The 19410-nt window shown below is 71.3% G+C and carries 20 protein-coding genes and 1 riboswitch; of the genes, 9 read left to right on the top strand and 11 right to left on the bottom strand.

The genetic code is table 11. The annotated features are described in order from the left end of the window. Positions 1–66: 66 nt before the first annotated feature. Together OG841_RS34085 and OG841_RS34080 are read right to left on the bottom strand one after the other, a co-directional pair. On the bottom strand, positions 67–1281 hold the full coding sequence (locus OG841_RS34085; protein ID WP_328637883.1) for an NAD(P)/FAD-dependent oxidoreductase: 1215 nt from the start codon (positions 1279–1281) through the stop codon (positions 67–69). Positions 1282–1313: 32 nt separating this feature from the next. Further along, on the bottom strand, positions 1314–1664 hold the full coding sequence (locus OG841_RS34080; protein ID WP_328637884.1) for a hypothetical protein: 351 nt from the start codon (positions 1662–1664) through the stop codon (positions 1314–1316). A 52-nt stretch (positions 1665–1716) separates the two neighbouring features. Beyond that, a riboswitch (TPP riboswitch) is annotated at positions 1717–1828 on the top strand. Here OG841_RS34080 and thiO point away from each other — a divergent pair. The 5 genes from thiO to OG841_RS34055 all read left to right on the top strand — a co-directional run bounded on the left by thiO (position 1826) and on the right by OG841_RS34055 (position 7076). Beyond that, positions 1826–2989, top strand: coding sequence for a glycine oxidase ThiO (gene thiO / locus OG841_RS34075; RefSeq protein WP_328637885.1), 1164 nt, complete (start codon positions 1826–1828; stop codon positions 2987–2989). It overlaps the preceding riboswitch by 3 nt. After that, positions 2986–3186 (top strand): sulfur carrier protein ThiS, encoded by a 201-nt coding sequence (gene thiS / locus OG841_RS34070; RefSeq protein ID WP_328637886.1) that lies wholly within the window; start codon positions 2986–2988, stop codon positions 3184–3186. The genes thiO and thiS overlap by 4 nt, the downstream gene beginning before the upstream one ends. A gap of 3 nt (positions 3187–3189) precedes the next feature. Beyond that, on the top strand, positions 3190–3987 hold the full coding sequence (locus tag OG841_RS34065; RefSeq protein WP_328637887.1) for a thiazole synthase: 798 nt from the start codon (positions 3190–3192) through the stop codon (positions 3985–3987). Positions 3988–4142: 155 nt separating this feature from the next. Continuing rightward, positions 4143–6074 (top strand): Stk1 family PASTA domain-containing Ser/Thr kinase, encoded by a 1932-nt coding sequence (gene pknB / locus OG841_RS34060; RefSeq protein ID WP_328637888.1) that lies wholly within the window; start codon positions 4143–4145, stop codon positions 6072–6074. A gap of 138 nt (positions 6075–6212) precedes the next feature. Next, on the top strand, positions 6213–7076 hold the full coding sequence (locus tag OG841_RS34055) for a deoxyribonuclease IV (protein WP_328637889.1): 864 nt from the start codon (positions 6213–6215) through the stop codon (positions 7074–7076). Between the two features lie 39 nt (positions 7077–7115). On the opposite strand, the gene OG841_RS34050 is transcribed toward OG841_RS34055, so the two are convergent. The 5 genes from OG841_RS34050 to OG841_RS34030 all read right to left on the bottom strand — a co-directional run bounded on the left by OG841_RS34050 (position 7116) and on the right by OG841_RS34030 (position 12428). Next, entirely contained in the window at positions 7116–7604 is a 489-nt protein-coding gene (locus OG841_RS34050) for a Pycsar system effector family protein (protein ID WP_328637890.1), read from the bottom strand. Beyond that, positions 7601–8677 (bottom strand): hypothetical protein, encoded by a 1077-nt coding sequence (locus OG841_RS34045; protein ID WP_365118367.1) that lies wholly within the window; start codon positions 8675–8677, stop codon positions 7601–7603. The genes OG841_RS34050 and OG841_RS34045 overlap by 4 nt, the downstream gene beginning before the upstream one ends. Next, positions 8674–10875, bottom strand: a complete 2202-nt coding sequence (locus OG841_RS34040; RefSeq protein ID WP_371567938.1) for a hypothetical protein — start codon at positions 10873–10875, stop codon at positions 8674–8676. The genes OG841_RS34045 and OG841_RS34040 overlap by 4 nt, the downstream gene beginning before the upstream one ends. Further along, positions 10872–11624, bottom strand: a complete 753-nt coding sequence (locus tag OG841_RS34035; protein WP_328637893.1) for a hypothetical protein — start codon at positions 11622–11624, stop codon at positions 10872–10874. The genes OG841_RS34040 and OG841_RS34035 overlap by 4 nt, the downstream gene beginning before the upstream one ends. A 105-nt stretch (positions 11625–11729) precedes the next feature. Beyond that, positions 11730–12428, bottom strand: a complete 699-nt coding sequence (locus OG841_RS34030; RefSeq protein ID WP_371567935.1) for a Crp/Fnr family transcriptional regulator — start codon at positions 12426–12428, stop codon at positions 11730–11732. Positions 12429–12664: 236 nt separating this feature from the next. Here OG841_RS34030 and OG841_RS34025 point away from each other — a divergent pair, with 236 nt between their 5' ends. After that, entirely contained in the window at positions 12665–13162 is a 498-nt protein-coding gene (locus tag OG841_RS34025; RefSeq protein ID WP_328637894.1) for a DUF4396 domain-containing protein, read from the top strand. A 3-nt stretch (positions 13163–13165) separates the two neighbouring features. On the opposite strand, the gene OG841_RS34020 is transcribed toward OG841_RS34025, so the two are convergent. Next, complete coding sequence (locus tag OG841_RS34020; RefSeq protein ID WP_328637895.1) at positions 13166–13798, bottom strand: sulfite oxidase-like oxidoreductase; 633 nt, start codon at positions 13796–13798, stop codon at positions 13166–13168. 177 nt (positions 13799–13975) lie between these two features. On the opposite strand from OG841_RS34020, the gene bfr reads away from it, so the two are divergent. Next, entirely contained in the window at positions 13976–14455 is a 480-nt protein-coding gene (gene bfr / locus OG841_RS34015; protein WP_328637896.1) for a bacterioferritin, read from the top strand. On the opposite strand, the gene OG841_RS34010 is transcribed toward bfr, so the two are convergent. Together OG841_RS34010 and OG841_RS34005 are read right to left on the bottom strand one after the other, a co-directional pair. Continuing rightward, entirely contained in the window at positions 14452–14685 is a 234-nt protein-coding gene (locus OG841_RS34010) for a (2Fe-2S)-binding protein (RefSeq protein WP_176742491.1), read from the bottom strand. The two genes, bfr and OG841_RS34010, sit on opposite strands and share 4 nt — an antisense overlap. 133 nt (positions 14686–14818) lie before the next feature. Then, the gene (locus tag OG841_RS34005; protein WP_266565938.1) at positions 14819–16171 is read right to left on the bottom strand and encodes a class II 3-deoxy-7-phosphoheptulonate synthase; all 1353 of its coding nucleotides are present in this window, start codon (positions 16169–16171) and stop codon (positions 14819–14821) included. 187 nt (positions 16172–16358) lie between these two features. Here OG841_RS34005 and OG841_RS34000 point away from each other — a divergent pair, with 187 nt between their 5' ends. Then, complete coding sequence (locus OG841_RS34000) at positions 16359–16415, top strand: trp operon leader peptide (RefSeq protein ID WP_365118483.1); 57 nt, start codon at positions 16359–16361, stop codon at positions 16413–16415. A 92-nt stretch (positions 16416–16507) separates the two neighbouring features. Further along, positions 16508–18364, top strand: a complete 1857-nt coding sequence (locus tag OG841_RS33995) for an anthranilate synthase family protein (protein ID WP_371567929.1) — start codon at positions 16508–16510, stop codon at positions 18362–18364. Positions 18365–18375: 11 nt separating this feature from the next. Here the strand turns inward: OG841_RS33995 and OG841_RS33990 are convergent, their stop codons facing one another. Further along, entirely contained in the window at positions 18376–19404 is a 1029-nt protein-coding gene (locus OG841_RS33990; RefSeq protein WP_328637898.1) for a 6-phosphofructokinase, read from the bottom strand. Between the last annotated feature and the right edge of the window lie 6 nt (positions 19405–19410).

Here is a 19410-nt window from a genome sequence, read left to right as displayed (position 1 = left end):
ACAGTCGGAAGCCGGGGCGCCCCCGGCGGGGGAACGCAGTTCTCACAGCGCCCACCCGGTGGTCGGCTACGCCGTCGCCGCCTTCAGCGGCCTCGCCGGGTCCGTCAGCAGCTCCGGGTCCATCTCCGCGCCCGCCTCGATCAGGCGGCGGCCCTGGGCCAGGTCGCGGGGGCGGCCCACCGCCAGGAGGGCCACCAGGCGGTTCTCGCGCAGCCAGCACACCGTCCAGGCGGGGCCGGACGGCTCGCCGCGCCACAGCGTCGTGTCGGCGGACGCGTGGTGGCCGGCGTACTGGACGAAGCGGCCGAACTGCTCGGACCAGAAGTACGGGACGGGGTCGTAGACCGTGCGGGTCTCGCCCAGAATGTCGGCGGCCACCGTGCGGGGGCCCTGGAGGGCGTTGTCCCAGTGGTGGACCAGCAGGCGCTCGCCGTACCGCCCCGAGGGGAAGGAGGCGCAGTCGCCGACCGCGTGGACGTCGGGCACGGAAGTGCGCAGCCGGTCGTCGGCGACGACCTCGCGGTGGGCGCCGAGTTCGATGCCCGAACCGGCGAGCCAGGCCGTGGCGGGCCGGGCGCCGATACCCACCACGACCGCGCCCGCGACCACCCGGGAGCCGTCGTCCAGGACGACCGCGCCGGGCTCGACGCGCTCCACGCGCGCGTGGGTGCGCAGCACGGCACCCGCGTCGGCGTACCAGGAGGTCATCGGCGCGGCCACCTCGGCGGGCAGCGCGCCCGCGAGCGGCCGGTCGGCGGCTTCCACGACCGTCACCGCGCAGCCCGCCTCGCGCGCGGCGGTGGCGAACTCGGCGCCGATCCAGCCCGCGCCGACGACCACGATGTCGTGCTGCCGGGCGAGCACAGGGCGCAGCCGCTCGGCGTCGTCCAGGGTGCGCAGCAGATGCACGCCGGGCACACCCTCCGTGCCGGGCAGCCGGATCGGTTCGGCACCGGTGGCGAGGACCAGGGCGTCGTACGGGACAGGCCCGGCCTCGGTGTCCAGTTCGTGCGCTTCGGGGCGTACGCCCAGTGCCTCGCGGCCGAGCAGCAGTTCGATGCCGAGGGCCTCGAAGTCCACGTCGAAGGCGGCGCCCTCGGCCTTGCCGAGCAGCACGGCCTTGGACAGCGGCGGACGGTCGTACGGCTGATGGGGCTCCGCGCCGATCACCGTGACCGTGCCGTTGAATCCCTGTTCGCGCAGGGCGACCGCGGTCTGCACGCCGGCCATGCCCGCGCCGACCACGACCACCCGCCGCTGCGCCTGCGTCTGCTCGCTCATTTGATCACCCTAGTCACCTGACAATCAGTCAGTCAGGAGTCGTGCTCAGTGACCTGTTCCACAACGCTCGTCCCGCTGCCCGGCTGCGACTCCCACTGCCACGTCTCCTCCAACCGCAGCCGGCCGTCGGGGAGCTCCACGACCGTCGCGACGCAGTGCCCGGAGGAGGTCGTTCCGTCGTGCTTGAGCTGCACGTACCGGAAGTCGAGACCGTCCCCCGCGCGCGTGCCGACGAGATGTCCGCGTACGACGTCACCGCCCGCGTACTCGGCCCAGATCTCCCCGCCCTTCTCGTGGTAGGTGAACCGGGTCCGCGTACCCACCTGACCTGGGGCCTGATCGGCCACCGGGGCGAGGACGAGGCCGTCGAGCGAGCGGGGCATGGCGGAAGGCTCCCTTACAGAGGCGCACGGGCACGGGCTAGGGTGGCCAACGTAGAGCACTCGCGGGAGCCCGGACGCACCGGGCTGAGAGGGAGGCTGGCGGCCTCCGACCGTACGAACCTGATCCGGGTCATGCCGGCGAAGGGAGGGGCTGGACGCCCATGTCCTCACGTACGTCAGACGTCCTCGTCGTCGGGGGCGGCATCATCGGCCTGGTGACGGCCTGGAGGGCCGCGCAGCACGGACTCAGCACGGCTGTCGTGGACCCCGAGCCGGGCGGCGGGGCCGCCCAGGTGGCCGCCGGGATGCTGGCCGCGGTCACCGAACTGCACTACGGCGAGCAGACCCTGCTGGGGCTGAACCTCGCCTCGGCCCACCGGTATCCCGACTTCGCGGCGGAGCTCACCGACCTGACCGGTCTCGACCTCGGCTACCGCCGCTGCGGCACGCTCGCCGTGGCCCTGGACGCCGACGACCGCGCCCACCTGCGCGAACTGCACGCGCTCCAGCGGCAGTCGGGGCTGGAGTCGGAGTGGCTGTCCGGCCGGGAGTGCCGGCGCCTGGAGCCGATGCTCGCACCGGGGGTCCGGGGCGGACTGCGGGTGGACGGCGACCACCAGATCGATCCACGGCGGCTCACGCGCGCGTTGCTGGCCGCGTGCGAGCAGGCGGGTGTCGTCTTCCACCGCGCGTGGGTCAAGGGCCTCCGTGTCGCCGGGGACCGGGCCGCGGGGGTCACCACGACCGACGGCGACGAGCTGGGCGCGGGCCAGGTGGTACTCGCCGCCGGAAGCCTCAGCGGCCGCCTCGAAGGGGTCCCCGCGGACGTCCTGCCCCCGGTACGGCCCGTGAAGGGCCAGGTGCTGCGGCTGACCGTGCCTCCGCACCGCGCGCCCTTCCTGAGCCGCACCGTTCGGGCCGTGGTCCGCGGCAGCCAGGTCTACCTGGTGCCGCGGGAGAACGGCGAGCTGGTGATCGGCGCGACCAGCGAGGAGCTGGGCTGGGACACGACGGTGACCGCGGGCGGGGTGTACGAGCTGCTGCGGGACGCCCACGAGCTCGTCCCCGGCATCACCGAACTGCCGCTGACCGAGACCCGCGCGGGACTGCGCCCCGGCTCCCCGGACAACGCCCCGCTGCTCGGGCCCACGGAACTGACCGGGCTGGTGCTCGCGACCGGCCACTATCGCAATGGCGTGCTGCTCACGCCGATCACCGGGGACGCCATGGCGCACGTCCTGACGACGGGTGAACTCCCCGACGTGGCACGCCCGTTCACCCCGAGGCGGTTCGCCGCCACGGAACTCCTGGAGCAGCCGGCATGAACATCTCCGTCAACGGGGAGCCGCGGGAGTTCGCTCCCGGCACGGCTCTCGACACCGTCGTGCGGGCGCTGACGCCGGCGCCGTCCGGGGTGGCCGCGGCGCTCAACGAGACCGTCGTCCCGCGCGCGCAGTGGCCCGCGACGTCCCTCTCCGAGGGAGACCGCGTGGAAGTCCTCACCGCCGTCCAAGGAGGCTGACCCATGGCCGACGATCCCTTTGCCATCGGCGGTACGTCCTTCTCGTCCCGGCTGATCATGGGCACCGGCGGAGCGCCCAGCCTGGATGTGCTCGAGCGAGCGCTGGTCGCCTCCGGCACCGAGCTGACGACGGTCGCGATGCGGCGCGTGAACCCGTCGGTGCACGGCTCGGTGCTGTCCGTACTGGAGCGGCTCGGCATCCGGGTGCTCCCGAACACGGCGGGCTGTTTCACCGCCGGAGAGGCCGTCCTGACGGCCCGCCTCGCGCGCGAGGCGCTCGGCACCGACCTGGTCAAGCTGGAGGTCATCGCCGACGAGCGCACCCTTCTGCCGGACCCGATCGAGCTGCTGGACGCGGCGGAGACCCTGGTGGACGACGGCTTCACGGTGCTGCCGTACACGAACGACGACCCGGTGCTCGCCCGGAAGCTGGAGGACGTGGGCTGCGCGGCGATCATGCCGCTGGGCTCACCGATCGGCTCGGGCCTCGGCATCCGCAACCCGCACAACTTCCAGCTGATCGTCGAGCACGCGCGTGTGCCGGTGATCCTGGACGCGGGGGCGGGCACGGCGTCGGACGCGGCCCTGGCGATGGAGCTCGGGTGCGCGGGTGTGATGCTCGCCTCAGCGGTGACGCGGGCGCAGGAACCCGAGCTGATGGCGCATGCGATGCGGCACGCGGTGGAGGCGGGACGGCTGGCGTACCGGGCGGGGCGGATCCCCCGAAGGCACTTCGCCGAGGCGTCGTCTCCGGCGGAGGGCAGGGCGGTACTGGACCCGGAGCGGCCCGCTTTCCGGTGACCTGACGTGGGGCCTGGGGCGAGGGGGGTGACCCGAGTGGCACACCTGCCCCCGACCGGCAACGCCGTGCGATCTGCGTCACAGCTGCGCTGCAGTCCCGCCTCGATATCGGCCGAACTGGACGGGCTGTCAGCGACGGCTCGTAGACTCACTGCGTGGATACGACCCTTCAGGACCCGCTGGTCGGGCAGGTGCTCGACGGCCGCTATCGCGTGGACGCGCGGATCGCGGTCGGCGGGATGGCCACGGTCTACCGGGCCCTGGACACCCGTCTGGACCGCGTGCTCGCGCTCAAGGTGATGCACCCCGCGCTCGCGGCGGACGGGACCTTCGTCGAGCGGTTCATCCGGGAGGCCAAGTCCGTCGCCCGGCTCGCCCACCCCAACGTCGTGCAGGTCTTCGACCAGGGCACCGACGGGTCGTACGTCTATCTCGCCATGGAGTACGTCGCCGGGTGCACCCTGCGGGACGTGCTGCGCGAGCGCGGGGCCCTGCAGCCGCGCGCCGCCCTGGACATCCTGGAGCCGGTGCTCGCCGCGCTCGGCGCCGCGCACCGCGCGGGTTTCGTGCACCGGGACATGAAGCCGGAGAACGTCCTGATAGGGGACGACGGCCGGGTCAAGGTCGCCGACTTCGGACTCGTGCGGTCGGTGAACACCGTGACCAGCACCACCGGAGCCGTCCTCGGCACCGTGTCCTATCTCTCGCCCGAGCAGATCGAGCAGCCGGGCACCGCGGACGCCCGCGTCGACGTGTACGCGTGCGGCGTGGTCCTGTACGAGATGCTGACCGGCGACCGCCCGCACGACGGCGACTCCCCCGCGGTCGTGCTCTACAAGCACCTCCACGAGGACGTCCCACCGCCCTCGGCCGTGGTGCCGGGGCTGCCGTACGAACTGGACGAACTGGTCGCGTCGGCCACCGCCCGCACCCCGGATCTGCGTCCGTACGACGCCGTGGCGCTGCTCGCGCAGACCCGCGAGGCACACGGCAGGCTGAGCGCCGATCAGCTGGACGCGGTACCGCCGCAGGCGCTCGCGGCGGAGTACGCGGGTGCCGAGAACCGCACGAGCGTGATCCCGCGCACCCTGACGGTGCCGCGTCTCCTGCCGGTCAACGAGGACGAGCCGGTGTACCACCGCACCAGCCGCCTGGAGAGCCCGCCGCCCCCGCCTTCCCGGCGCGGCCGCTCTTCCGGCGGGCCCCGGCGCGGCCCCCTCCTGATCGTCGCCGCGATCCTGCTGGCCCTCGGGCTCGGGGCGGGCATCTGGTACATCAACTCCGGTCAGTTCACCCAGGTCCCGGCTCTCCTGACGAAGACCGAGGCACAGGCCCGGGACCGGCTGGACGAGGCCGGTCTGGAGACCGGCAAGGTCGCGTACGCCTACAGCGACACCGTGAAGCGCGGCACCGTCATCAGCACGGACCCGGGAGTGGGCGCCCGCATACGGAACCACGACTCCGTGTCGATCACCGTCTCCAGGGGCCCGCAGACGGTGAAGGTGCCCGATGTGCGGGGGGACGCGCTGAGCACGGCCAGGAACCGGCTGAAGGCGGAAGGGCTGCAGCCGGGCATGGTCACCCGGGAGTTCAGCGACGACGTGCCGAAGGGGTTCGTGATCAGCACGGATCCCGAGGACGGCACCACGCTGCGCGCCGGCTCGGCGATCGCGCTCACCGTCAGCAAGGGCGCCCCGGTCGACGTCCCGGACGTCACCGGTGAGGACCTGGCCGACGCCAGGGCCGACCTGACGGAGGCCGGTCTCAAGGTGAAGATCGCCACCACCCGGGTCAACTCCGAGTTCGACGCGGGCCAGGTCGCCAAGCAGACCCCGGCCGGCGACAGCCAGGCGGCCGACGGCGACACCGTCACCCTGACGATCTCCAAGGGCCCCGAGATGATCGAGGTCCCGGACGTCACCGGCGACAGCGTCGACGACGCCAAGACCGAACTGGAGGACGCGGGCTTCCAGGTCGACGAGGACCGCGGCCTGCTCGGGCTGTTCGGCGACACGGTGAAGAAGCAGTCCGTGGAGGGTGGCGACACGGCCCCCAAGGGTTCGACGATCACGATCACCATTCGCTGACGGACGCTCCGCGCCCCCCAGGGGCGCGGGGACTGCGCACCCAGCCCCCACCGGCCCGCTGCCGCCGACGGCACAAGGCCGCACCCCCGACCGCGCCCCCACCCGTCCAAGCGCCGCAGGCAATGGCACCCTTGACCGGTGACAACTCAGCGCAACCCCGTCGGCGGCCACGTCCCCGTGGCCGGCGGCCTGAACTCCGTGGGCCTGTCGTACGCCCGTGACCTCGACGCCGAGACCGTGCAGGTCTTCGTCGCCAACCCGCGCGGCTGGGCCACCCCTGCCGGAAACCCCCGCCAGGACGAGGCATTCCGCGAGGCCTGCGCGCAAGAGGCGATACCGGCGTACGTGCACGCCCCGTATCTGATCAACTTCGGCTCGCACACCGAGGCGACCGTGGAGAAGTCGGTCGATTCGCTCCGGCACTCCCTCCGGCGCGGACGCGAGATCGGCGCCCTGGGCGTCGTCGTGCACACCGGCAGCGCGACCGGCGGCCGCGACCGTTCCGTGGCCCTGCAGCAGGTGCGCGAGCACCTGCTGCCGCTGCTCGACGAGCTCACCCACGACGACGACCCGTACCTGCTCCTGGAGTCGACGGCCGGCCAGGGCGCCTCCCTCTGCTCACGCACCTGGGACTTCGGCCCGTACTTCGAAGTCCTGGATGCCCACCCGAAGCTGGGCGTGTGCCTGGACACCTGCCACATCTTCGCGGCCGGCCACGACCTCACCGGTCCGAGCGGCATGCACCAGACCCTCGACCTCCTGGTGGAGACCGTCGGCGAGGGCCGCCTGAAGCTGATCCACGCCAACGACTCCAAGGACGTGGTCGGCGCCCACAAGGACCGCCACGAGAACATCGGCTCCGGCCACATCGGCGAGGACCCGTTCCGCGCCCTGATGACCCACCCCGCCACCGCGGGCGTACCGCTGATCATCGAAACACCCGGCGGCAAGGAGGGGCACGCGGCGGACGTGGAGCGGCTGAAGAAACTCCGGGACGGCTGAGGACGGCCAGGGCCGGCGAAGGAAGCCGAGCCGACCGGATCAGCTCACGACGGCTGACAGGAACGCCAGCAACAGCCCCGCCCCGAGCAGCGCCATCGACCGACGCAGCCAGCGGTACTTGGCCGAGAGGATGACGCTGACGTCCTGGAACTGGGTAAGCAACCAGCTCACCCGGTCCGTGCCGGCCTCGGCGGTGGCCCGGCGCAACTCCTCCAGGTCCGTGGCGCGGAGGGCGTCGGCGTAGTACGTAGGACCCGGGACCGAGCGGACCGTGCCGGTGCGCGGCAGGACGACCGCGAGGAGCAGGAGCGTGCCGAGCGCCCAGAGCGCCCCGCCCGCCGCGAGGAGTGCCAGGGAGAGCCCCGAGGCCTCGGTCGGTATCCCCCTGCCGAGCGCCAGCGCCGGCACCGCCACGGCACCCGAGAGCAGGATCGACGCCTTCACGTCCGCCCTGCCCAGGTCCTCACGCACGGTCAGCAGGAGCCGCTCGGCGACGTAGTGCGCGGCGTCCGGTTCGTCCGGGGTCACTCGCGGGCCCCGGAACCGTGGTCGTACTCCATTCCCGTGCCCTCCCCGGGGACCGAGTCGGTCGGCGGCGCGGGAGGGGCCGGCGGTGCGTCGGCCGGGGGCAGCGGCGGCGCGGGCGGCATCGGCGGTATCGGCAGCGACGTCGGGGCCTGCGGAATCCCGTTGGGGAAGACACCGCCGGCGACGGTACGGCTGTAGTCGATGAGGGCCTGGACCTGGTCGTCGATCTGGTGACGCTGGACCACGCCCTGGTTGATCAGGTTGGTGAGGTAGTCCAGGGCGCCCTGGCGCTGCTCGCGGGCCTGCTGCTGGAGCACGCCGAGGATCTCGTGCGCCCGGCTGGGGTCCTGGGCCAGCATCGTGGCGTACTGGACGGTCTCGCCCGCGCTGATCAGCTTGTGCGCGTCGTCGAGGTTGGCGGCGATCCGTGCCTTGTGGGCGAGGTCCATGGCCTCCTGGACCTTGCTGCCCTTCTCCACCGCGACCATCTGGGCCTGATGGTCGGCGGCCGCCTGGCCCAGGTCGATACGGATGAAGACCTGGGTGACCAGGCCGAGGTCGGCGCCGAAGTCGTTCCACCGGCCGCTGGCCAGCTCGTCCTGGATCGCCTCGTCGACCTGCTGCGCCGAGTCCAGGCTGTAGCGTCGGCTGATCCCGCGCAGCCGGGCCTCCAGCGGCGGCCGGAGCATGCGCTCCACGTCGACCACCCGCTTCTCGGCGGCCAGGTAGAAGTCGCGCACCTCCCAGTTGACGTCGGCGCCCGCCTTGAAGCGCGACCGGTCGCCGTGGGTGGGCAGTTCGAGCTGGAAGGAGGCCTGGTGCTGACCGCGGGCGATCCAGCACACCGAGGTGGGCTTGGCCATCAGCGGCTTGTTGAAGTGCTCCGCGCCGCGCACGGTCAGGATGCTGTAGCCGCCGTTCTTGTAGTAGAGCACCGAGGCCACCTGGCTGTTGCGGTGCCGGTAGGCCGCCTGTGGGGCGAACTCGCGTACGAAGGGGCCTCTGAGGTCGTGCGGGAGGACGAACTCCTCGTCCTGGCGCGGCCACTGCTGGCCCCACTGGTTGTGCGTCATCGTGTACTCGCTCCCTGGACCGCCCCCCACAGACGGCGGACCTGCTGTTCGTTCAGTGGTTGGTCGGGGTCTTCGGTCAGTTCCGTGATCAGCGACAGCAGCCGCTCCCGGTCGTCCTGGCTGTGCACGAGCAGTGGCAGGAACCGCTCCAGGCACTCGGCCCAGGGCTGCTCGGCCGAGTCGCGCAGCCAGCCGGACAGGGTGTCGACGGCGCCCTCGTAGGACCGCGGGGTCTGCAGAGCCGTCCACAGGAGCCCGGCGAGTTCCGCGGCCTGGGCGGGCCGGACGGCGGCGAGGGCCAGCATCAGCGGCCAGTCGCCGTGTCCCTCCAGGTCGTCGTGCTGGTTCCAGAGATCGACCACGCAGACGGAGGCCAGGAAGAGAGTGCTCTGCAGGCCGAGGTCCTGCTGGGGCCGGCGTTCGTCGGACAGCCAGGCGCGGATCCTGTTCGGAGTCCGGCCGTCGGGGTGGGCGCCGGCGAAGTGGGCGACCTGGACGGCCGCGTCGGCCCGTAGCCTGCCCTCGTCCCAGGCACCGATCCCGCCGAGCAGGTCCAACGACTCGCGCGGAGTGGCCGTGGCCCGCCCCCTGCCGAGCACGGCGCCCGCCGTCCAGCGCAGTTGTTCGTCGCCGTGCCGGGCCCAGGAACCGACCAGGGCGCGGATGGCGCCGCCGACGTCCGGGGAGCGCAGGGCCACGTCGAGGACGGTCGCGGCGAACAGCCGGCGTCGGGCCTGCTTGGCCTGGGCCATGGGCTGGACCAGTTCGTGCACGGTGTGCGACAGGTCGAGGCGGCACAGCTGTCCGGCCGCGACGGCGGCCCGCACCCAGACCTGGGGCCGGTCGTCCTCGCACAGTCCGGCCAGCCACCGCAGCACGGGCCCGCGCGCGTTGTGCCGGTGCTGCCAGAGGTGGCCCAGGACGGCCGGGGCGAGAGCCTCACCGGCGAAGCGCACCGTGCGCACCGGGACCTCCTCGGTGCCGACCTCCTCCGTGCCGAGTTCGGCGACCGCGCGGGCGGAGACCAGCCGGGCGTCGACGCCGTCGCTGAACAGCGGGCGGCCGGGTGTCGCCTCCGGATCGACGGTGACGGCCAGTTCCCAGGCGAGCACCTCGGCGGCCTCGGCGACGGCGCTGAGCGAGGCCCCGTCCAGGACGGCGACGGCGATCCGGTAGGCCGCGTCCCGTAACCGCTCGGGGGTTTCCGAGCGGACGCCTCCGGCGAACCACTCGGCGGCCTGGCTCTCGGCGAACTTCCGGCATGCGGCGAGCAGTTCGTCGTGCGTGAGCTCGCCCCGGGTGTTGCGGGCCAGCAGGGTCGCGAAGTGGGCGGCCTCCGCGGGCCGCAGGTCGTCGAGGCCCCGCGCCTCCACCACCTCGGGATCGAGCGCCATGGCCCGGGCCCGCTCGTACGCCTCGGGCCCCGCCTCGTCGAGTTCGTCGGCGAGGTGACCTTCGAGTACGGCGGTCTGGGGGGCCGGGGTGTGGACGCGGTAGTAGCGGCCGCCGCGGGAGAGCACGTCCCCGGGCTCGGGGGTGGCCAGCAGGACCGCGTACGCCTGCTTCTTGCGGAGCAGTTCGCACAGCCGGTCCAGGCCGGTCTCGTCGGGGAGTCCGACGGCGCTGGGTTCCAGCACGTAGCCGTGGCCCTCGTCGATCTGGCCGTCGTCCAGCTTGTCCAGGTCGGTGCGCGGGTCGAGCCGCGAGACCTGGCCGCGGGTCAGGTCGTCCAGCAGGGACAGCGCGGTGTAGGAGCGGCCGGTACCGGGACGGCCGAGCAGGACCAGGAGTCGTCCGCCGCGCAGTTGCCCGCGGTACTCCCCGTAGTCCTTCGGTTCCTGGAAGACCCGGCGCAGCCTGCGTAGTTCGTCCTCGGGGAGCGGGCCGGCGAGCAGCCGCTCGGCCACCGGTCCGCCGTAGAAGTTCATGTTCTGGACGGACCCGGAGCTGATGAGGGTGCCGGAGCCGTGCGAGGACACGGTGGAGCGGTAGATCCGGGAGGCGGCGGCCGCGGCCCCGGGCAGCGCCTCCTCGCCGAGCGGGTCGGCCGCGGTGCCGCCGATGACGTCGGACTGGGGCTGTTCCGGACCACTCCCCTGGTCGGGGCCGGCGGACTTGTCCGGTTCGGCTTTCTGCTGCGGCTGTTGCTGCTGGGGTTTCGCGTTGCCCTGTGGAGGCTGGGGGCTCTGCGCGTTCACCGGTCACCGCCGTACTGGTTGATGTGCAACGTGTCGACGTTGCCGTTGGCGATGAACTGGCCGCTGCCGTGGTGGTGATTGTTCTGGACGAAGCTGTCCCCGGTGCCCTGCGGCTGCGGCTGCGGCTGCGGCGGCTCGGACCGGACGTCCTTCGCCGCGGTCGCCGGGTCGGGCGGCTGCGACAGCCCGGGCACCGTGAACCAGGCGGCTCTGCGGCCCTCCTTGAGCTCCACCTCGTGGCGGCGGTAGCGGTCCGGCTCCACCCAGCGCCCGCCGGCGAGCACGACGTCCTCGTACAGCCGGTCGGAGGCGACCACCACCAGGGGTGCATCCGCCGCGGCTTTGAGGATCGCCTTCGCGGTGTCGCAGTCGCCCAGTCGGCAGGCGAGATCGACGGCCCGCCCGGAACGGCCGTGTGCGTCGGGCGTGACGGGGCCGACATGCAGACCCACGCGCAGCCGCAGGGGCTTGTTGAGGTCGCGGTTGATCTGGCGCAGGTTCTGGTGGAGGTACTCCAGCCACTCCCCCACCACCCGCTGGGGCGGCACGTCGGGCGCCAGGACGCTGAGGATGCCGTCGCCGCGGTCCTCCTGATAGAGGCGGGGAGCGCGGATACGGGCCTGTTCGAAAGCGGCGTTCGTGACCTCGTAGAGTCTGCGCCGCATCCCGGGTTTCTCAGTGTCGGACAACAGGCCCGAGCCCTGCGCGTCCACGTTGACGATGAAGCCGTACTCGGCTTCCTCCTCCATCGTTCTCTCCTCCCTGCCGTCCCGTCGAACCACCGGCTCCTCGCATGGTCGCGAAGCCGGCCGATCCCCGCTGTAGCCGTTTACACAGCGCGGCACCCGGTGCTTCTAGGTCTGCGTGCCATGGGGCTGTCCGGCGGCGAGCAGGCGGAGGGGATCCAAGTCGGCTACGGCGAGAGTGCCGGGGCCGGTGCGGACCAGTCCCTGTTCGCGTAACAGGCGCAGAGCCTTGGCGACGGCCTCGCGGGTGGAACCCACGGAAGCGGCCAGTTCGTGCTGCGCGAGGGGGAGCCGTATCGTCACGGCCTCGTTCTCCAGCCGGCCGGTACGGTCGGCGAGTTCGACCAGGCGTTCCGCGAGCCTCTGCAACACCGTCATGGAGGCGAGGGCCCGACGCTCGTGGTCCGCGCTGCGCAGCCGCTCGGTGAGCTGAATCGTCATCAGCGCGTTGGCGAGCGGCCGGGAGGCCAGGAAGCGCCGGAAGCGCTCCCCGGGTACGACCAGGCCGGTCACCGGACCCAGGGCGCTCACCGAGGCACTGCGGGGACGCCCGTCGAGTGCCGCCATGTCGCCCACGGCCTCGCCGGCCCGGCGCAGGGCCAGGATCAGACGGCCGCCGCGCTCGGTCGGCGTCCACACCGTGCACCAGCCGCTGAGCAGGACGACCACGAACGTGGTGCGGTCACCCTCGGCGAGGAGCGTGTCGTGCGGTGAGTACTCGTGCCGGGTACCGAGACCCGACAGCGCCTCCCGGTCCGCCGGGCCGAGACCCCCGAAAAAGGTATGCCGCTCTCCGAACAGCCCCACCGTCGTCCCCCGTGTACCGCTCTCCCCCGAACCGGACCGCAAGCGGAACCCCAGAGGCCCCTTGGATCCGTCTCCACCCGACGCTTCCCGCCAGGCAAGGCTCTCAGCGTAGCGCTCTGGGCACGGAATGTGCTGTCAGTTACCGGAACGACGTCCGAACCTTCACAGGAATACCCCTAGGGGGTATATAGTCGGCCTCTGTGGAAGGATCCGTCATCCGACACTGGGGGTCAGCCGTGGACCACGAGCACACCGCACACGCACACACCGGGCACACCGGCACCGCGCAGCCGGGCGCCACCTGGGCCGTCGCCGTCCAGGCCACCCTCCACTGCCTCACCGGCTGCGCCATCGGCGAGGTGCTCGGCATGGTCATCGGCACCGCGCTCGGCTGGGGCAATCTGCCCACGACCGTCCTGGCAATCATCCTCGCGTTCGTCTTCGGCTACTCGCTCACCCTGCGCGGGGCCCTGAAGGGCGGCCTGGACTTCCGGGCCGCGGTCCAGGTGGCACTGGCCGCCGACACCCTCTCCATCGCCGTGATGGAGCTCATCGACAACGGCGTGATCGTCCTGTGGCCGGACGCCATGGACGCGGAACTCGCCGACCTGCTGTTCTGGGCGTCACTGGCGATCTCGCTGGCCATCGCGTTCGTCGTGACCGTGCCGGTCAACAAGTGGATGATCGGGCGCGGCAAGGGTCACGCCGTGGTCCACCAGCACCACGGGCACTGACCGTCACAGCTCGGGGCCGTCCCCCGGCTGCTCCTGGTACGAGTACCGCTGCTCCTTCCAGGGATCGCCGACGTTGTGATAGCCGCGCTCCTCCCAGAAGCCCCGGCGGTCGGCGGTCATGTACTCGACGCCCCGGACCCATTTGGGCCCCTTCCAGGCGTACAGATGGGGGACGACCAGCCGGAGCGGAAAGCCGTGCTCCGCGGTCAGCAGTTCCCCGTCCTTGTGGGTGGCGAGGATCGCGTGTTCGGACGCGAAGTCCTCGAGGCGGAGGTTGGAGCTGAAGCCGTACTCGGCCCAGACCATCACGTGGGTGGCCGTCGGCGCGGGCGGGGCGATCTCCAGGATCGCGCGGGCGGGAATGCCGCCCCACTCGGCACCGAGCATGCTGAACTTCGTCACGCAGTGCAGGTCGCCCACGACGGTGGTGTACGGCAGTGCCGTGAACTCCTCGTGGTTCCAGCAGTGTTTCTCGCCGTCCGCGGTGGCGCCGAAGACCCGGAAGTCCCAGCGTTCGGGCCGGAACTTCGGTACCGGGCCGTAGTGCGTGACGGGCCAGCCGCGCTGCAGTCGCTGCCCCGGCGGAAGCTCGGAGTGCGCCGCTTCTCCGCTCTCGCGCTCCACCGGCTGACCCATGCCTTCCATCCTGACAGACCCAAGGCGATGCACCTGACCAGCCCTCGCCCAATTCACCTCACATCGGACTAAGCATGCCCTTACTTACTAAGTGAAGACTTACTGGACGATCTTCTTCGCCGGTGCAAGGATGCGGCGCAGCCTGCCAGTTCCCCACGATTGGAAGGAGCCTCTGCGATGCAGGGCGACCCCGAGGTCATCGAATTCCTCAACGAGCAGCTCACGGGCGAGCTCACCGCGATCAACCAGTACTTCCTGCACGCGAAGATGCAGGAGAACTTCGGCTGGACGAAGCTCGCGAAGTACACGCGGCACGAGTCGTTCGACGAGATGAAGCACGCCGAGGTGCTGACCGACCGCATTCTCTTCCTGGACGGGCTGCCGAACTACCAGCGACTGTTCCACGTGCGCGTGGGCCAGACCGTCAAGGAGATGTTCGAGGCCGACCGGCAGGTCGAGGTCGAGGCCATCGACCGCCTCAAGCGCGGTATCGAGGTGATGCGCGCCAAGGGCGACATCACGTCGGCGAACATCTTCGAGTCGATCCTCGCGGACGAGGAGCACCACATCGACTATCTCGACACGCAGCTGGAGCTTCTGGAGAAGCTCGGCGAGGCGCTCTACATCGCGCAGCTCATCGAGCAGCCGGAGAGCTAGGCGGCCTCGTCGAGTTCTTCGAGTCCGGTCAGGACCTGCTTACCCGGGTCGGCCGGCTCACGGCGGGGGTAGGCACCTCGGCCGAGGATGGCCTGGATCCGACGTACACAGGATCCGCAGTCCGTCCCGGCCTTGCAGGCGGAGGCGATCTGGCGGGGCGTACAGGCACCGCCGTCCGCGTGCTGCTGGACCTGCGCTTCGGTCACTCCGAAGCAGTTGCAGACGTACACGCGGATTCACCTCCCGCCGAGATCAATAAGGCTAACCTAACCTTACCCGGCGCTCAGGAACCGCAAAAGTGGAGCGGGGCGCGGATCGTATGTGATCCGCGCCCCATTCACGTTCCTGTAACAGGTGCCCCCGTCACTGGTCCCTGTACATCTCCGCGACGAGGAACGCCAGGTCGAGCGACTGGCTGCGGTTGAGCCGCGGGTCGCAGGCCGTCTCGTAGCGCTGGTGCAGGTCGTCGACGAAGATCTCGTCGCCGCCGCCCACGCACTCGGTGACGTCGTCGCCGGTGAGCTCGACGTGGATGCCGCCCGGGTGGGTGCCCAGGCCCTTGTGGACCTCGAAGAAGCCCTTGACCTCGTCGAGCACGTCGTCGAAGCGGCGGGTCTTGTGGCCGGAGGCCGCCTCGTAGGTGTTGCCGTGCATCGGGTCGGTGATCCAGGCGACGGTCGCGCCGGAGGCGGTGACCTTCTCGACCAGCTCGGGCAGCTTGTCGCGGACCTTGTCGGCGCCCATGCGGACGATGAAGGTCAGCCGGCCGGGCTCGCGGTCGGGGTCCAGGCGCTCGATGTACTGCAGCGCCTCCTCGGCCGTGGTGGTCGGGCCGAGCTTGATGCCGATCGGGTTGCGGATCTGCGAGGCGAACTCGATGTGCGCGTGGTCCAGCTGCCGGGTGCGCTCACCGATCCACACCATGTGCGCGGAGACGTCGTACAGCTGCCCCGAGCGCGAGTCCACGCGGGTGAGCGCCGACTCGTAGTCGAGCAGCAGCGCCTCGTGCGAGGAGTAGAACTCGACGGTCTTGAACTCCTCCGGGTCGGTCCCGCAGGCCCGCATGAAGTTCAGCGCCTGGTCGATCTCGCGCGCCAGCTGCTCATAGCGCTGGCCGGACGGGGACGACTTCACGAAGTCCTGGTTCCAGGCGTGAACCTGGCGCAGGTCCGCGTAGCCGCCCGTGGTGAAGGCGCGCACCAGGTTGAGCGTGGAGGCGGAGGCGTTGTACATCCGCTTCAGGCGCTCGGGATCCGGGATGCGGGCCTTCTCGTTGAACTCGAAGCCGTTGACCGAGTCGCCCCGGTACGTCGGCAGCGTCACGCCGTCGCGGGTCTCGGTGCCCTTGGAGCGCGGCTTGGAGTACTGGCCGGCGATCCGGCCGACCTTCACGACCGGCACCGAGGCGGCGTACGTCAGCACGGCGCCCATCTGGAGCAGGGTCTTGAGCTTGTTGCGGATGTGGTCCGCGGACACGGCGTCGAAGGCCTCGGCGCAGTCGCCGCCCTGGAGGAGGAACGCCTCTCCCTTGGCGACAGCCGCCATCCGGGCGCGCAGCTGGTCGCACTCGCCCGCGAAGACGAGCGGCGGATACGACTCGAGGTCCGCGATCACTGCGCGCAGAGCCTCGGTGTCGGGGTACTCGGGCTGCTGCGCCGCGGGCAGGTCTCGCCAGGTGTTGCCAGCGCTGGCGCTGGTCTTAGCGTTCACGGTCACCCCATAAACATTACGTGGTCGTGTCCGGGGTCCATTCATCTGCTCATCAAGTGAGACGCATTCCGCTCGAACGGGGTCGCCGCCGTTCGTCCGTATACGGCTGCACGCCCGTGGCGCCGCGGTTGCGGGGCGCGGTGACCGACAGGCGCTTCATGAGTCCCCCCGGAAAGGGTGTAGAGTCCGCGCCATGTACGCGCACTCGATCCAGAACTGGTGGTGGACCGCTCATCCGGCGGCCCACTGACAAGCGCGTACGCAAGACTTCGCGAAGGCCGCCCGAGGGGCGGCCTTCGGTGTTTTCCGGGGTCGTTCCTCCTCATCGACAGCCGAGGAACCATGGACCTGACCCGACTCCTGCACGACGACCGCCCTTTCGCCCTGCTCCGCCGTCGCACCCCGGGCCACGACGAGCACACCGTCGAACTGCTCGTCGGCCCGGTCAGCACCTACGACCGTCTCGCCGACCTCCCCGACGAAGGCCTGGCGCTGGTCCCCTTCCGCCAGATCCGTGAGCGCGGTTTCGACGTGCGGGACGACGGGACGCCGCTCGCGGTGCTGACGCCCGAGCTGACCCACACGCTCTCCCTCACCGAGGCCCTCGCGCAGCTTCCCGCCCACGACGTCCGTGTCGAGAACGGCGGCTTCGACGTGGCCGACGAGGAGTACGCCGAGATCGTCGGACGGGTGCTGCACGAGGAGATCGGGCGCGGCGAGGGCGCCAACTTCGTGATCCGGCGGACCTACGAGGGCGGGATCCCGGGCTTCTCCCGCGCGGACGCGCTCGCCCTGTTCCGGCGGCTCCTGGAGGGCGAGCGGGGCGCGTACTGGACCTTCGTCGTGCACACCGGCGAGCGGACCCTGGTCGGCGCGAGCCCCGAGGTGCACGTCCGGATGTCCGGCGGGACCGTCGTCATGAACCCGATCAGCGGGACGTACCGCTACCCCGCCGAGGGCCCCACCCCCGAGCACCTGCTCGACTTCCTCGCCGACGGCAAGGAGATCGAGGAGCTGTCGATGGTCGTCGACGAGGAGCTCAAGATGATGTGCACCGTCGGCGACATGGGAGGCGTCGTCATCGGGCCCCGGCTGAAGGAGATGTCCCACCTCGCGCACACCGAGTACGAGCTGCGCGGGAAGTCCTCACTGGATGTGCGGGAGGTCCTGAAGGAGACCATGTTCGCGGCCACCGTCACCGGTTCGCCCGTGCAGAACGCCTGCCGGGTCATCGAGCGGCACGAGGTCGGCGGGCGCGGGTACTACGCCGGCGCGCTGGCCCTGCTCGGCCGGGACTCCGGCGGGGCGCAGACCCTCGACTCCCCCATCCTCATCCGCACCGCGGACATCTCCGCCGACGGGCGCCTCAGGGTCCCCGTCGGCGCGACCCTCGTGCGCGGCTCGGACCCGGTGAGCGAGGTCGCGGAGACCCACGCCAAGGCGGCGGGGGTACTGGCGGCTCTCGGCGTACGACCGTCCCGGCCCCGTGCGGAACACGCGCGCGTGAGTCTCGCCGACGATCCACGCGTGCGTGCCGCGCTCGACGGGCGGCGCACGAACCTCGCCCCCTTCTGGCTGCGCATGCAGGAGCGGTCGTACGGGCTCGAAGGGCACGCCCTCGTGGTCGACGGCGAGGACACCTTCACCTCGATGCTCGCGCATGTGCTGCGCTCGGGCGGGCTGGACGTCACCGTGCGGCGCTACGACGAACCGGGCCTCGGGGACGCCGTGCTCGCGCACGAGGGGCCCGTCGTCCTCGGGCCCGGTCCCGGCGATCCGTGCGACCTGGACGATCCCAAGATGCGGTTCCTGCGGGACCTGACCGCGCTCGTCGTCCGCGGCCACCGGCACGGCGTCCTCGGCGTCTGCCTGGGCCACGAGCTGATCGCGGCCGAGCTGGGCCTGGACATCGTACGGAAGGAAGTGCCGTACCAGGGCGCGCAGACGACGATCGATCTGTTCGGGCGGCCCGAGACCGTCGGCTTCTACAACAGCTTCGTGGCGCACTGCGACGACGAGACGGCGACCGAACTGGCCGCACACGAGGTCGAGATCAGCCGGGCCGGCAACGGAGAGGTGCACGCGCTGCGCGGCCCCGGCTTCGCGGGCGTCCAGTTCCACCCGGAGTCGGTCCTGACACTGAACGGCGCCACGGTCGTAAGGGAGCTGGTGAGGCAGCTGCGCCGCACGGCTGTGTGAGCCGGCCGACGTCAGCCGAAGAACACCGCCACCTCCTCGTACAGCTTCGGATCCACCGTCTTCAGCTTCGCCGTCGCCTCCGCGATCGGCACGCGCACGATGTCCGTCCCGCGCAGGGCGACCATCTTGCCGAAGTCGCCTTCGCGGACGGCGTCGATGGCGTGCAGGCCGAAGCGGGTGGCGAGCCAGCGGTCGAAGGCGCTGGGGGTGCCGCCGCGCTGGATGTGCCCGAGGACCGTCGTGCGGGCCTCCTTGCCGGTGCGCTTCTCGATCTGCTTGGCCAGCCACTCGCCGACACCGGACAGCCGCACATGTCCGAAGGAGTCGAGCGACTCGTCCTTGAGGACCACGTCGCCGTCCTTCGGCATGGCACCCTCGGCGACGACCACGATCGGGGCGTACGACGCCCTGAAGCGCGAGGTGATCCAGGCGCACACCTGGTCGACGTCGAAGCGCAGCTCGGGGATGAGGATGACGTTGGCGCCGCCCGCGAGGCCGGAGTGCAGGGCGATCCAGCCGGCGTGGCGGCCCATCACCTCGCAGACCAGGACGCGCATATGGGACTCGGCGGTGGTGTGCAGCCGGTCGATGGCCTCCGTGGCGATGCCGACCGCGGTGTCGAAGCCGAAGGTGTAGTCGGTGGCGGACAGGTCGTTGTCGATGGTCTTCGGAACGCCGACGCAGGGCACGCCGTGCTCGTCGGACAGGGTCGCGGCGACGCCGAGGGTGTCCTCGCCGCCGATCACGATGAGCGCGTCGACCTCCCGCTCGGCCAGGTTCTCCTGGATCCGGCGGATGCCGTCCTCCTGCTTCAGCGGATTGGTGCGCGAGGAGCCGAGGATGGTGCCGCCGCGGGGCAGGATGCCGCGCACGGCCGGGATGTCGAGACGGACGGTGCGGTCCTCCAGTGGACCCCGCCAGCCGTCCCGGAAGCCGGTGAAGTCATAGCCGTACTCCTGAACGCCCTTGCGGACGATGGCCCGGATGACGGCGTTGAGGCCGGGGCAGTCGCCGCCTCCGGTCAGTACTCCGACGCGCATGGACAG

Origin of the sequence: Streptomyces canus (genome assembly GCF_041435015.1) — a bacterium.
GTDB classification, from domain to species: Bacteria; Actinomycetota; Actinomycetes; order Streptomycetales; family Streptomycetaceae; genus Streptomyces; species Streptomyces canus_G.
The sequence above is the reverse complement of the archived record's forward strand: the minus strand, read 5'-3'. Positions and strand labels throughout refer to the sequence as shown.

Coding starts and splice junctions, on each gene's coding strand:
- OG841_RS34085 (WP_328637883.1), bottom strand. CDS start 1,281: ATGAGCGAGCAGACGCAGGCGCAGCGGCGGGTGGTCGTGGTCGGCGCG.
- OG841_RS34080 (WP_328637884.1), bottom strand. CDS start 1,664: ATGCCCCGCTCGCTCGACGGCCTCGTCCTCGCCCCGGTGGCCGATCAG.
- thiO (WP_328637885.1), top strand. CDS start 1,826: ATGTCCTCACGTACGTCAGACGTCCTCGTCGTCGGGGGCGGCATCATC.
- thiS (WP_328637886.1), top strand. CDS start 2,986: ATGAACATCTCCGTCAACGGGGAGCCGCGGGAGTTCGCTCCCGGCACG.
- OG841_RS34065 (WP_328637887.1), top strand. CDS start 3,190: ATGGCCGACGATCCCTTTGCCATCGGCGGTACGTCCTTCTCGTCCCGG.
- OG841_RS34045 (WP_365118367.1), bottom strand. CDS start 8,677: ATGACGCACAACCAGTGGGGCCAGCAGTGGCCGCGCCAGGACGAGGAG.
- OG841_RS34035 (WP_328637893.1), bottom strand. CDS start 11,624: ATGGAGGAGGAAGCCGAGTACGGCTTCATCGTCAACGTGGACGCGCAG.
- OG841_RS34020 (WP_328637895.1), bottom strand. CDS start 13,798: ATGGGTCAGCCGGTGGAGCGCGAGAGCGGAGAAGCGGCGCACTCCGAG.
- bfr (WP_328637896.1), top strand. CDS start 13,976: ATGCAGGGCGACCCCGAGGTCATCGAATTCCTCAACGAGCAGCTCACG.
- OG841_RS33995 (WP_371567929.1), top strand. CDS start 16,508: ATGGACCTGACCCGACTCCTGCACGACGACCGCCCTTTCGCCCTGCTC.
- OG841_RS33990 (WP_328637898.1), bottom strand. CDS start 19,404: ATGCGCGTCGGAGTACTGACCGGAGGCGGCGACTGCCCCGGCCTCAAC.